The sequence below is a fragment of the Mesobacillus sp. S13 genome (assembly GCF_020422885.1).
GTDB classification, from domain to species: domain Bacteria; phylum Bacillota; class Bacilli; order Bacillales; family Cytobacillaceae; genus Mesobacillus; species Mesobacillus selenatarsenatis_A.
Window position 1 is genome coordinate 4,681,571 of record NZ_CP084622.1, and the last position, 12,662, is coordinate 4,694,232.

A 12,662-nucleotide genomic window follows, 5' to 3' on the forward strand; every position below is an offset into this window, starting at 1 on the left:
TCACTCTATTATTCTAAATTTTGAAGGGAATGGGCCCCTTTCAGGACAGCCATTCCCTCTATTAATGTTTTACGCGCCTTTTTTCTTGTTCTTGTTTTTATCAAGATCAGGGAAATTCCCCTTCTTGACTTCTTCTTCATACCATTCTGTATAGTGGTCCTTCGCCCACTCAGCAGGTACCTCACCTGTAATGACGCCAGTGTATCCTGGTCTTGAGTTTTTGTGGATGACACTCAGATAGATATGGCCGACTACTACGGCGATTGCCAGACCGAAACCGACGTTATGACCTACATACGCCCATTGGACGACTGCTTTCGGGAAAAGATCTGGGAACCACATTGGGAAGCCTGAACCGATGATCAGGATCGCTGTCAGGATCTGGATGATTGAATTGATTTTTTCACCAGCGTTAAAGAATGTTTGTTTCACATGCTTGAACTTAAAGCCAAATAGCTCTTTGACGAACTCAGTGAAAAACTGCAAATCTCTCTTTTTCCATGTTATGAGCTCTTTTCCCCAGCGAAGGAATCCCTTAGGATCCATAATCAGCCAGATGAAAGTAGGCGTGATGAACGCGATCGCGAAAATCCTGTGAAGCAGGCGCGCTCCTTCTGGTCCGCCAAGTACTGGATAAAGCCAGTCAAACCACTCTGTATACATTGGCAGGGCCGTGATATAGAGGGCAAAGAATGAAAGTGCATTCACAGCATGTGCGATTACAAAGCCTTTCGAAAACCGCTTTACCTTAACACCTGAATACTGCGTATTACTCATGGCTGCCACCTCCATCTTCTTCATGGCCTTTTCCTTCTTTATTGAATAACTTGTTGGACACGAACGCACCTACAAGCGCCATGCTTGTCGCTCCAAGCATCATCTTGCCGATTGGCTGTGCATAGTCCTTCCAGACAACAGCTGAAGTTGGAACCTTTGGCTTTTCAGGCAGTCCATAGACAGAAGGTTTTTCAGCCAGTACATAAACGGTATGCGTACCGCCGACTCCTTCTGGATTGTAAATCATCGCATTCGGATACTTATCCTTGATTTCACTCAGACGCTTTTCAGCCTTCTTGAGCATTTCTTCTCTTGTACCGAATTCCATTGCGTCTGTATGGCAGGTAGTGACACAAGCTGGCTGCATGCCTTCTTCAAGTCGATCGACGCACATTGTGCATTTCTGTGCCTTCTTGTATTCCTTACCGTTCTTGTCTTTGTAAGTCGCCAGCTGGACAACATCGAATGGGCAGTTCTGCACGCAGTAGCCGCAGCCGACACATTTATCCGTGTTGACATCCACTGTTCCGAAATCTGTGTAATGCATGGCATCTTCCGGGCAAACCTTTACGCAAGCTGCTTCTGAGCAGTGGAAACATGAAGAATGGCGGAAAAGATAGTCCAGGTTCCCTTTAGAATCCTCATGCTCGATGAAGGACAGCACATTCCATGTATTCGCAGTGACATTTGCGTGGGACTGCATACTGCCCAGGAAGTCCTGTGGCTCTGCCGGGAGGTCATTCCAGTTTTTGCACGCTACCATACAGGCACGGCAGCCATCACATTTGGTCACATCAACAAATTTCACATATTCCGCCTTCGCCATTAGTCAGCCCTCCTTATATCACAGAGGAATGCCTTATATTCAGGAATCGTCGTATTCGCATCCCCGATATGAGGTGTCAAGCGGTTTGCTGTTCCCCCTGTTGCGTATCCTTTGTAGCCAAAGTGCCAAGGCATGCCGACCTGGTGTACTTTCTTGCCGTCCATCATATGAGGCTTGAAGCGCTTCGTCACCATTGCATATGCCTCAATTTCACCACGAGCGGATGAAACAATGATCTTATCCTTGTTTTTGATGCCTTTTTCCTTTGCAAGTTCTTCACTCATTTCAACAAACATGTGAGCAACCAGCTCTGACAGCCATTCCTGGTTCCGAGTCATCGAACCAGATTGCCAGTGTTCAGTCACCCTGTATGTTGTACCGACAATTGGATACTTGTCATTCTTGCCTTTAAGATTGAATTCGCCATCGAAAATCGCGATAGCCGGGTTGATTTCACGGCTTGAAAAAGCATTCTTGACTGGGCTTTCAAATGGTTCATAGTGCTCTGGGAATGGACCGTCATTCAATGTTGGCGCAAACACTCCTCCTGCACCGCCATTGATCATGATGAACGGACTGGTTCCGCCTGGTTCGGATGGTGACAATACCGGCTTAAAGTCAGGAACGTCATGGCCGACCCATTTTTTCTGGACTGCATCCCACCAGATCACCGCTTTATCCTTGCTCCATGGCTTTCCGCTTGGGTCAGCAGAAGCACGGTTATACAGGATACGGCGGTTCGCAGGCCATGCGAATGCCCAGTTCAGGTAATTGCCGCCGCCAGTGTCCTTATTGTCACGGTTCTTGGCACGATTCTTTCCTTCTTCCGGGTAGAAACCTGAATAAATCCAGTTTCCGCTGCTTGTCGTGCCGTCATCTTTCAGGTCACCGAATGTCTTCAACAGCTGACCAGTTTTAAGATCGTATCCGTTGATTTCTTTGCACACTAAGTCGATATCCGGGTGGTGACCGTCACCATAGTTCCAGTCAATGGCATTGATTGTTTTCGCAGCTGGTGAACTTTCATTCCTATACATGCCTTTTATTTTCTGCATGAGCACGTGGATGATTTCAAGGTCTGCCACTGACTCGCCTTTTGGATCGATCGCTTTCCAGCGGTACTGCATCCAGCGTGATGAGTTGGACACACTTCCTTCTTTTTCGTATGATCCAGCTGCTGGAAGCAGGAATACCTCAGTATTGATCTTCGATGGGTCACTGCCCGCTTCTTTTTGCCAGAATGCGGATGTTTCTGTTTCCCATAAATCGACTGCAACCATCCATTTTAAGTTTGCAAGAGCTTCCTGTTCCTTGCCTGCGTTCGGCCCGCCTACCACAGGGTTGGTACCGAATAGGAATGCTCCCTCAAGTTCACCTTTGTACATGGCGTTGAAAAGATTGATATGCGAGTAATTCTTATTTCCTTTTGGCAGGTACTGATAGCAGAATTCATTTTCCTTCGTCGCGTTCGGACCGTACCATGCCTTTAGCAAGCTTGTAAGAAATTTCGGCTTATTGCTCCAATAGCCGCCAGACGGTGTTTCTTTTTTGTTGTATCCTTCAAGAGTTGCATGCTCTGGAATTGCTGTCGGAGAACCGATATATCCCGGAAGCAGGTGGTACAATAGCGCAAAATCCGTTGACCCCTGTACATTGGATTCGCCGCGCATCGCATTGATCCCGCCGCCTGGAAGGCCAATATTTCCTAATAAAAGCTGGATGATACCGAATGCACGGACGTTTTGTGTTCCAACTGTATGCTGCGTTGTTCCCATCGCGTACATGATGGTTCCAGATTTGCCAGGCTTTCCTGTTGAACAGAACTCTTTGCATACCATCAGATAATCATCTTTAGGTGTTCCTGTTACTGAAATGACAGTGTCTACATCATAGCGAGAGTAATGTTTTTTCAATAACTGGAATACTGAACGAGGGTGCTGAAGACTTTTATCCTTGAGTGGATTTCCTTCCTCATCCGTTTCGAATGCCCATTTTGTCTTATCATATTTGCGTGTGGCTTCATCATATCCACTGAATAGGCCATCATTAAAATCGAAATCTTCCTTCACGATATAGGAAGCATTTGTATATTCTGCAACATACTCCTTGTGGAATAAATTGTTCTCAATCGCATAGTTGATCATTCCGCCCATGAAAGCAATATCCGTTCCTGAACGAAGCGTAGCATAAACGTCAGCCTTTGATGATGTCCTCGTGAAACGAGGGTCAACAGAGATGATTTTGCCGCCTTTTTCTTTCGCTTTTGTCAACCATCTAAAAGAAATTGGATGATTCTCGGCAGGATTTCCGCCCATGATCAATGCACAATCGGTATTTTGCAGATCGCTCCAATGGTTTGTCATTGCTCCACGCCCTACTGTAGGTGCCAGACCGGCAACCGTAGAACTGTGTCATATTCGTGCCTGGTGTTCGAGATAAACGACGCCAAGCCCTCTCATCATTTTCGCAAGCAGATAGGTCTCTTCATTATCAAGAGCTGCTCCGCCTAAGCTCGCAATGGCTTCGGTTTTATTGACAAACATGCCTTTTTCTTTTTCAATGAATGTTTTGTCGCGTGTTTCCTTTGTGCGTTTCGCAATTGTGTCATACATCCAGTCCCAGCTTTTTTCTTCCCATTTGTTGCTGCCAGGAGCACGGTATAGTGGTTTTGTCAATCGTTTTTCAGATGTGTAGACTTGTCTGATCGTCGTACCTTTACTGCAAAGTGTACCTTCGTTCACTGGGCTATCCGGATCCCCTTCCGTATAAACCACAGTATTGTCCTTTGTGTGTACCAAGATGCCGCATCCTACACCGCAGAATGCACAAATGGTTGGTGTTACAGTAGCTTTGGCAATCTTGAATTCTTTTGTTTTAGCGTGGACCTCTTTTTCGTTAAAGCCCAACTCGACAACCGCCAGGGTAGCCGCAGTGGCTCCTGACAGCTTCAAGAACTGCCGGCGATTCAGGTTGATTTCAACCATTTCTCTCTCTCCTTCCCAAAAGTTGCTTAGAACATCCCTAATCCCACAGGTGTTGTCAATTCAGTACTTGCTGGGCTTCCCCCCTTTCAAGTAAATCCTCAGAGGCAGCCGGAGGGTTCAGGTCATCATTGATCCTCTTGGCAGTTGTATAGACAGTCGCCATTTTCCCCCGCAAGTAGCCCACGACTTCAATATTGAGGAAGCGGGCCAGCTGGATGGCCTGCTTTGTGGCCGCAGTGCGTGAGCCAATGACGGCAAAACCAAATTTTGCAGCTTTTGAGAGCATCTCATATGAAACCCTTCCGGTCGTCAAAAGGACGAGCCGGTCAGGCTGCAAACGCTTTCGAATTGCGTGGCCAATAATCTTATCGACGGCATTATGCCTGCCGATATCCTCCCTGACCTCGATGCTTCCATCCTCAAGGATGATACAGGCACCGTGCATGCCGCCTGTTTCCAGGTACAGCGGCGAATTTTGCGCGAATTCCGCGCGCTTTTTCAACAAATATGTCAGCGAATAAGTTTCATCGGAATTCACTTTATTGAACTTCTTGACATCCGTCATCGAAAAGAAGGTCACTCCCCGGCCGCAGCCTGCAGTATAATGCTTCTTTTTCGAAAACATCTGCTCAGGATCAAAAGAATTGCATAATGCTACATCCAATGTGCCGGTCTTTTCATTGAATTGGACGCTGACAACATCCTCTGGCCCATCAATCAAACCTTCTGAAAAAAGGTAGCCATATACCCAGTCTTCCAAATCCTGATTTGTCAGCTGGAATACGGCAATTTCATATCCATTCAGCTTCAGGCTGATCGGATATTCTTCAGGACAGCCTTTCTTGATCATGTTCTTCACCCCTTATCTGGTACTTCATCTGCGGGCTCCACTGCGATTAACGACTTCTTCCCCCACCATTTGTGCGATGGAATGAAAGACTGTTATGAATCTTGCAAACTGCTATTCGGCTCTCTTGTGAAACTAAGAACCTTATATAAAAAACATTCCACTATGCAAAAAGTAATAATACCCCTATGCCTTTAATGTACTGGAAATCTGCTGGTTGTAACCGTTTCAATTGTTACAAAAATATAGATGAAAATTGTCTATTTTTTAAACAAACTCTTAATTTGAGATTTTTTATTTACGAAAAATGTTTAGTGGGTCAATTTTCACACAGTCAACTGTAAATCAATTTATTTTTTCCCTCAGTAACTTTCATCACGTCAAAGCCCTAATGCCACAAAATCGTCAAAAGTTAATTTTAACCATATAATCAGCTTTCAAAATCAATTCTTTGTCTAAATCTACAGAATTGGTATAATCATAAGAAAGTGATGAAGGTGAAGGCTTGTCCTGACAAGGCATTCGCCATTCTTAAAATGGAGGTAGTTTTGATGAGTTTGAAAAAGGTGTTAACAATCGCAGGTTCCGATACAAGCGGCGGCGCTGGCATCCAGGCTGACCTTAAGACCTTTCAGGAACTGGGCGTTTATGGAATGACTGCTCTTACAACGGTTGTGACTATGGACCCTAAAAATCACTGGCATCATGAAGTTTTCCCACAGCCAGTTGAGCTTGTAGAAAAGCAGCTTGAAACGATCCTTTCCGTTGGAATAGATGCAATGAAGACAGGGATGCTCGGAACGGTTGAAATCATTGAGCTGGCTGCACGCAAAATCGATGAACATAAGTTGGACAGGGTGGTTATCGATCCTGTTATGGTATGTAAAGGAGAAGACGAAGTGCTCATGCCTGAAAACACAGATGCCATGAGAGAATTGCTGCTTCCAAGAGCAACAGTTGTCACTCCGAACCTATTCGAAGCATGGCAGCTGGCACAAACTGGGCCAATCCGTACAATCGATGACATGAAGGAAGCTGCAGTGAAGATCCATGATCTAGGCGCGAAGAACGTTATGATCAAAGGCGGAAACAAGCTGAACCATGAAAAAGCTGTAGACCTGCTTTACGATGGAAAAGACTTCACCCTGTTTGAATCTGAAAAAGTTGAAACAAGCTTCACACATGGCGCAGGCTGCACATTCGCCTCTGCCATCACTGCACAGCTGGCAAAAGGCAAAACAGTACCTGAAGCATTGGAAGTCGCGAAAGGATTCATCACTGAAGCAATCAAGCACGGCTTCAGATTGAATGAATACGTAGGACCAACCGCACACCTCGCTTACAACAAGTACGCAGGCGGCAACCGCGGGGAATAAAAGCAAAACAAAAAGAGGCTGTCTTCGAAGCTCATCATTTTGAGCTTCCGACAGCCTCTTTTACTGTTAATGAATGATTTGTCTGCTAGAACCTTCTAACGGACACTTTTCCAGAGATTCTCCGCGGTTTTGTCCGATAGAGCTCTTCTAACGGACACTTTTCCGGATATTCTCCGTGTTTCTGTCCGATAGAGCTCTTCTAACGGACACTTTTCCGGATATTCTCCGTGTTTCTGGCCGATAGAGCACTTCTAACGGACACTTTTCTGGATATTCTCCACGGTTTTGTCCGATAGAGCTCTTCTAACGGACACTTTTCTGGATATTCTCCGTGTTTCTGTCCGATAGAGCTCTTCTAACGGACACTTCTCTAGAAATTCCTTATGAAATATGTCCGTTAACTATTATATCTTCCGATTAATACGAAGAACGCGATCAGCCATATAACTATGGAAGAACCATTCCCCTGAGGCGATTAATACTGATGCAAAAAGAGCTGCGAACACAATGCCATCGGTTTGTTCGAACAACATCAATCCAAGTCCCCAAATCACGAGAAACGAAAGCGCCAAATCGGATAGAGATGCGGTAAGGTTGCTTGTTTTCGGGAGAATGAACAAGTCACCGGCGAGATATGAAATCGCCCCAAGTACGAGAGTGATGACGAGGATATCCCCTATCCCGGCAAAACTCCCCAATAATAGAAGAAGAACAGCAAATGTCATGATGCCTTTTATCAAAAGTGCCTTTGCGTGATTCATAGGCTCCCTCCTTTTTTCTCACTATTTCCATTTACTTTCCTGATTAAACACTTCCTGTAAAATCAGTGTTGATGATAATTATCGAAAATCAAAGGTAAGTTTCGAGCGTACATTTCGCTTTTAGAAGGATTTTTTAGTAATATAGATATTATTGATTTTTATAAGATAAGTGTAAGCGCCCTAGTCAACCCCAACATGCGCTGGAGGGCCTGACAGTGAAGACATTCATTGACTTCATTGATTGGACTGAAGCGTCTCGAGGGAGTCAGGAGCCTTAGCTAGACAAGCGACTCGTGGGATAAGGCGCTGAAACTGGACATTTTTCATAGAAGGCCATTCATTCGGCTAATATAAACTGAAAAACTTCAAAGCCCTGGAAGGAGGAACAAAGATGGATCCGGTGATTTTACCAGAAGTCCAGGAAGCCCTGGACCGTTTTAAAGACAAGGAAGTCTATATACATCTAGAAACGACAAATGGTGCGTACGCATCCCATAATAATGAATCATTCTTCTCCTCTGGCGCGTACATCCGCAATGCGAAGCTAATCTATGAACGCGCAAAGATTACTGGGGATGGTCCTTTCCGTACAGGATTGAAGATCCCTTTTGGCTGGGTTTATGCGGAAGGAATCACCCACTTCGAAATTGATGATAAAGGAAGGCTGCTGCTTGCCGGCCATGATTTTAACGGTAAGCTGGCTGTCGCCCTTGAGATAAGCGAAACGCCGTTTGAATAAGAGGCTTTGAAAGGCCTCACTGGAAGGAGAGATTTTACAATGGAAAAAGAGAGGCAAGTACTTGTTATCTTCCCTCATCCCGATGATGAGGCATTCGGTGTTTCCGGCACAATCGCATCCCATATCAACATGGGAACGCCTGTCACTTATGCCTGTTTAACACTTGGCCAGATGGGACGGAATATGGGGAATCCTCCATTCGCTAACCGGGAAACCCTCCCGGCAATACGTAAAAAAGAATTGAAGGACGCTGCTCGCGCGATGGGGATCACTGACCTGCGCATGCTTGGATTCCGTGACAAAACAGTTGAGTTCGAAGATGAGAACAAGCTGATCAACCTCATGTCTTCATTGATCACAGAGTTGAATCCTTCACTCGTCATCACCTTCTACCCTGGCTACTCCGTCCACCCGGACCACGAGGCGACAGGTGCAGCCGTCGTGCGTGCTGTGGAAAAAATTCCTGAAGCAGACAGGCCGAAACTTCATTGCGTTGCATTCTCGCGCAATTGTGTAGAAGAGCTCGGGGAACCAGATATCGTGCATAATATCAGCGCTGTCGCCGACATCAAACTTGATGCGATCCGTGCACACCGCTCCCAAACTGAACTGATGCTCGAGGAAATGGCTGACAAACTGAAGGAAAAGGATCCACAAACAATTGCATGGCTCAATAATGAACGCTTCTGGACCTATAAGTTTTCATGATGTACTCCACCTTTTAAAGGTGGTTTTTTATTTGCGCTTGTAGACTCCCTCAATCATCAAGCCTTTTACGAACACCACTTCATTTGCAGATTCACCCTTAATACTCCAAACAGATTCTTTAAATCCAAAAAACCTGCTTTTATCTGTTTTGCCAATCAATTTATCAATCTCAAAATTTCTTTCTCCATTTAAATAAAACTGATTATGAGTCTCATACCCAGTTTGGAATTCTTTATTGTTATAAACCAGGGTGCCACCTTCTTTAGTCGTATACACATCTAAATTTGCATCATAAATGAAAAGGATACTGACCAATAGCAATGGAGCCAGAATCAAGAAAAATCTTTTCTTCAGTTTAAACAAACAATCACTTCCTGCATCACACTGTTTTTTAAATAGATATTCATAGACAAATTCAACTAATACCCCATAAAAACCTTTTTTACGTTCCATTTTCTATACCCGTCTCTTTGTTTCTTATGCTCCCTTCTTCTGATCATGAATATTGAGCTCTTCAAAATTTAGACACATCCTGTTCAAATACCTTTCACAATTCCCCTCTTGTAATGTGAACTGCATCACACTTTTCACCCCTCATCCCCATGTACGATGTTAATGAAATCATTCAATAAGGGGGTAATGAAGTCCATGCAAAAAGCTTTAATCAGTTTTATCATAAGTGCCCTGATTGGCCTCGGACTCGGTTACGTTGCATTCGCTGTTGTTGGTGGCAGTAATGAAACAGCCACTAATGAAACCGCTTCCAAGAAGCCGGAGGAATCAAAGCCTGCGGATGACATCAAAGAAGAGAAGAAGGATGATCAGTCGTCTGCTGAAACAGTTTCTGCAGACGAAAACATTTTACAATCCAAAGGCTGCCTAGGCTGCCACTCCGTATCTTCTTTGAATTTGACAGGCGGAGCGACTGGACCTGACTTATCAAAGGCATTTGAAAATGTTGAAGGAAAGCATGGCAAACCGATTGATCAGTTCTTAAAAGAGCCTACATCAGCGGTCATGTCAGGAGTTATTGGTGGAAATCCACTAACAGAACAAGAGATTTCTGAAGTAGTCAAACTTTTAGAAGAAGCTTCTAAAAAATAATTAAGGTGGTGCAAGGTTGATGAAAAAATGGTTACCAATTGCCTCGGGACTTGCAACCGGGCTCCTGGCGGCAACAGTTTTCTTCGCTGATTTTTCTCCTGGGAATCCAGGCCAGGCGGTCGCGGACAACAGCAAAAACAAGACGAATGCTGAAAAGGTATACGTGCCGTTCGGTGAAAAGGATGAATACTACTTATTTGCATCAGGCGGACACTCAGGACAGATGTTTATTTATGGCGTGCCATCCATGAGGCATATCAGGACAGTGCCGGTATTCAGCCCGGATTCGGCAACAGGATATGGCTTTGATAAACACTCCAAAGAAATGATGGGCGGTTTTACCTGGGGAGATCTTCACCACCCGGCTTTTTCAGAAACAGATGGTGATTATGACGGCAAATACATGTTTGCGACCGATGTCGGCAACAGCCGCGCAGCCGTCATGAACCTTGAAACATTCACTGTCAAGGACATCATTGATGTACCGAATACAAGCGGCCCTCACTGTGCAGCGTTTGTTACTGAAAACACTGAATATATGTTCCTGCCAACCCGTTTCGCAGTGCCAATCGGAAGAGAGTATGCACCGCTTGACGACTATAGCGAAAAGTACCGCGGAGTCATGTCAGCTGTCACTTTCGATGAGAAAAACGAGAAATTGAACATTGCCTACCAGGTCGCCCTTCCGCCTTGGTCCTATGACCTCTCAGATGCAGGGAAAAAGGTATCCAAGGATTGGGCAGTCATGACCACTTATAACACCGAAGAAGCCACTACCAACCTGGAAATCAATGCTTCACAGGCAGACCGGGACTTTATCGTCCTTTTCAACTGGAAAGAGCTTGAGCAAATGGTAAAGGACGGACAATATGATGAAGTGACCGGCCAGAAAATGATATTCCCAGAAAAACATAAAGGCGGCATGTACCTTGTTCCAGTCGCAAAATCGCCGCATGGTGTAGATGTAACTCCTGACGGCAAGCACTTTATTGCCTCTGGTAAGCTGGCTCCGGCCATGACTGTATTCTCTTTTGAAAAAGCATTCAAGGCAATAGAAAACAAGGAATTCGCCGGGGAACGGAATGGGATTCCAATCATCAAATACGAGTCTGTCATGGAAAAAGAAGTGAACCCAGAAAACGCGCTCGGACCGCTTCATACTCAATTTGATGATCAAGGCATGGCTTACACAACGATGTTCATCTCATCTGAAATCGTAAAATGGGATCCGAAGACTGGTGAAACATTGGATCGCGTGCCTGTACAGTACTCTCCTGGACATTCTGTCGCAGCTGAGGGGGATACAGTTGCACCAGATGGAAAATACCTCATTGCATTGAACAAAATTGCGAAAGACAGCTATCTATCCGTGGGTCCTTCCCACCCTGAATCCATGCAGCTGATCGACCTGCGCGGCGACAAAATGGAAGTCATCCAGTCTGCACCGGTCAACCCTGAACCGCACTATGCACAGATGATCAAGGCAGATAAAATCAAAACGATTACCGTTTATCCAAAGGATGAAAAGGACCCTGATGCTGTTTACAGCCAGGAAGAAACCCGCATCGAACGGAAAGGCAATGAAGTCCATGTCTACGGAATTGCGATGCGCTCGAAATTCATTTTTGACGCAAAAGCGGAACGACCAGACCAAATCGAAGTCAAAAAAGGAGATAAAGTCTTTATCCACCTGACAAATATCGACTTTGACCAAGACATTACCCACGGCTTCGCCATCAATGGATACGATTTGAATATTGAAGTTCAGCCTGGACAGACAAATACAGTGGAATTCACGGCAGATAAAGCAGGGACATTCCCGATTTACTGTACGAACTTCTGCTCCGCGCTGCACCAGGAAATGACCGGATACTTCCTGGTAAAACCTTAATTTCATTGCAAAACTGGTGAAGGGTATCAGCCTCTAAAGTTGATACCCTCACACCTTTTCATTTTTTAACAGAAAGGCGTGATACTCTTGGCTGGAAAAAAACTCTCGATTCTTTCTTCCGGTTTGATCGCAGCCGCTGCTGCATTGATTGCCGCTTCCTTATTTTTTCCCTGGTGGGGCATGGAATTCTTTGCTCCGCAATATCCAGAAGGTTTGAATATCATTGTCTATCCAGACAAACTGGAAGGAGAAATTGATATCGTCAATGGGCTCAACCACTACATTGGCATGAAAGGATTCAGCGAAGAAAACTTTCCAGAGTTTACCTATCTTAAATACTTGATTGGCGGATTAGCCTTACTAACTATGATCACAGCTATTCTCAGAAGGAAAACAGTTCTTTATTTCCTGATCGGACTATTTTCAATTGGAGGTTTATTAGGTATTTGGGATTTGCGCCGCTGGCTTCATGATTTTGGAACAGATTTAAGCCCAACCGCTCCGATAAAAGTAGACCCATTTGTTCCACCGATCATTGGTGAGAATACGCTCGCGAATTTCATTACAAACAGCTACCTTGGCACTGGTTCCTTTTTAGTATTAGCAGCATTCATCCTGATTCTCATTCCCCTTTGGAAGGATCGTTGAC

Annotated in this window: 12 protein-coding genes; 6 read left to right on the forward strand and 6 right to left on the reverse strand. The window is 44.9% G+C overall.

Annotated elements, in window-relative coordinates:
- Window positions 1-69: 69 nt before the first annotated feature.
- From LGO15_RS23535 to fdhD, 4 genes are all read right to left on the reverse strand, one after another.
- Window positions 70-801 (reverse strand): formate dehydrogenase subunit gamma, encoded by a 732-nt coding sequence (locus LGO15_RS23535; protein ID WP_226086232.1) that lies wholly within the window; start codon window positions 799-801, stop codon window positions 70-72.
- Window positions 770-1,603 carry a 4Fe-4S dicluster domain-containing protein gene (locus tag LGO15_RS23540; protein WP_167831050.1) on the reverse strand — a complete coding sequence of 278 codons (834 nt, stop codon included), beginning with the start codon at window positions 1,601-1,603 and terminating at the stop codon, window positions 770-772. Before LGO15_RS23540 ends, LGO15_RS23535 begins: the two co-directional genes overlap by 32 nt.
- Window positions 1,603-4,578, reverse strand: coding sequence for a formate dehydrogenase-N subunit alpha (gene fdnG / locus LGO15_RS23545; protein WP_264163974.1), 2,976 nt, complete (start codon window positions 4,576-4,578; stop codon window positions 1,603-1,605). The genes LGO15_RS23540 and fdnG overlap by 1 nt, the downstream gene beginning before the upstream one ends.
- Window positions 4,579-4,642: 64 nt before the next feature.
- Window positions 4,643-5,437 (reverse strand): formate dehydrogenase accessory sulfurtransferase FdhD, encoded by a 795-nt coding sequence (fdhD, locus tag LGO15_RS23550; protein WP_226086233.1) that lies wholly within the window; start codon window positions 5,435-5,437, stop codon window positions 4,643-4,645.
- A 548-nt stretch (window positions 5,438-5,985) separates the two neighbouring features.
- Between fdhD and pdxK the strand changes: the two genes are divergently transcribed.
- Window positions 5,986-6,810: a pyridoxine/pyridoxal/pyridoxamine kinase gene (pdxK, locus tag LGO15_RS23555; protein ID WP_226086234.1), complete on the forward strand. Its 825-nt coding sequence runs from the start codon at window positions 5,986-5,988 to the stop codon at window positions 6,808-6,810.
- Between the two features lie 404 nt (window positions 6,811-7,214).
- Here the strand turns inward: pdxK and LGO15_RS23560 are convergent, their stop codons facing one another.
- Complete coding sequence (locus LGO15_RS23560; protein WP_167831047.1) at window positions 7,215-7,571, reverse strand: DUF2512 family protein; 357 nt, start codon at window positions 7,569-7,571, stop codon at window positions 7,215-7,217.
- 391 nt (window positions 7,572-7,962) lie between these two features.
- Between LGO15_RS23560 and LGO15_RS23565 the strand changes: the two genes are divergently transcribed.
- Together LGO15_RS23565 and bshB2 are read left to right on the forward strand one after the other, a co-directional pair.
- The gene (locus LGO15_RS23565) at window positions 7,963-8,310 is read left to right on the forward strand and encodes a YojF family protein (protein ID WP_167831046.1); all 348 of its coding nucleotides are present in this window, start codon (window positions 7,963-7,965) and stop codon (window positions 8,308-8,310) included.
- Window positions 8,311-8,349: 39 nt separating this feature from the next.
- Window positions 8,350-9,018 (forward strand): bacillithiol biosynthesis deacetylase BshB2, encoded by a 669-nt coding sequence (gene bshB2 / locus LGO15_RS23570; protein WP_167831045.1) that lies wholly within the window; start codon window positions 8,350-8,352, stop codon window positions 9,016-9,018.
- Between the two features lie 27 nt (window positions 9,019-9,045).
- Here the strand turns inward: bshB2 and LGO15_RS23575 are convergent, their stop codons facing one another.
- On the reverse strand, window positions 9,046-9,471 hold the full coding sequence (locus tag LGO15_RS23575; protein WP_226086235.1) for a hypothetical protein: 426 nt from the start codon (window positions 9,469-9,471) through the stop codon (window positions 9,046-9,048).
- Window positions 9,472-9,666: 195 nt separating this feature from the next.
- Here LGO15_RS23575 and LGO15_RS23580 point away from each other — a divergent pair, with 195 nt between their 5' ends.
- From LGO15_RS23580 to LGO15_RS23590, 3 genes are all read left to right on the forward strand, one after another.
- Window positions 9,667-10,122, forward strand: coding sequence for a cytochrome C (locus LGO15_RS23580; protein WP_226086236.1), 456 nt, complete (start codon window positions 9,667-9,669; stop codon window positions 10,120-10,122).
- Between the two features lie 19 nt (window positions 10,123-10,141).
- Complete coding sequence (gene nosZ, locus LGO15_RS23585; RefSeq protein ID WP_226086237.1) at window positions 10,142-12,013, forward strand: Sec-dependent nitrous-oxide reductase; 1,872 nt, start codon at window positions 10,142-10,144, stop codon at window positions 12,011-12,013.
- An 87-nt stretch (window positions 12,014-12,100) separates the two neighbouring features.
- Window positions 12,101-12,661, forward strand: coding sequence for a hypothetical protein (locus tag LGO15_RS23590; protein WP_226086238.1), 561 nt, complete (start codon window positions 12,101-12,103; stop codon window positions 12,659-12,661).
- Window position 12,662: the final 1 nt, after the last annotated feature.

Bases quoted from the DNA above. Each gene is read 5' to 3' on its own strand.
- LGO15_RS23535 (WP_226086232.1), bottom strand. From the start codon at position 801: ATGAAGAAGATGGAGGTGGCAGCCATGAGTAATACGCAGTATTCAGGT.
- LGO15_RS23540 (WP_167831050.1), bottom strand. From the start codon at position 1,603: ATGGCGAAGGCGGAATATGTGAAATTTGTTGATGTGACCAAATGTGAT.
- fdhD (WP_226086233.1), bottom strand. From the start codon at position 5,437: ATGATCAAGAAAGGCTGTCCTGAAGAATATCCGATCAGCCTGAAGCTG.
- pdxK (WP_226086234.1), top strand. From the start codon at position 5,986: ATGAGTTTGAAAAAGGTGTTAACAATCGCAGGTTCCGATACAAGCGGC.
- LGO15_RS23560 (WP_167831047.1), bottom strand. From the start codon at position 7,571: ATGAATCACGCAAAGGCACTTTTGATAAAAGGCATCATGACATTTGCT.
- LGO15_RS23565 (WP_167831046.1), top strand. From the start codon at position 7,963: ATGGATCCGGTGATTTTACCAGAAGTCCAGGAAGCCCTGGACCGTTTT.
- bshB2 (WP_167831045.1), top strand. From the start codon at position 8,350: ATGGAAAAAGAGAGGCAAGTACTTGTTATCTTCCCTCATCCCGATGAT.
- LGO15_RS23575 (WP_226086235.1), bottom strand. From the start codon at position 9,471: ATGGAACGTAAAAAAGGTTTTTATGGGGTATTAGTTGAATTTGTCTAT.
- LGO15_RS23580 (WP_226086236.1), top strand. From the start codon at position 9,667: ATGCAAAAAGCTTTAATCAGTTTTATCATAAGTGCCCTGATTGGCCTC.
- nosZ (WP_226086237.1), top strand. From the start codon at position 10,142: ATGAAAAAATGGTTACCAATTGCCTCGGGACTTGCAACCGGGCTCCTG.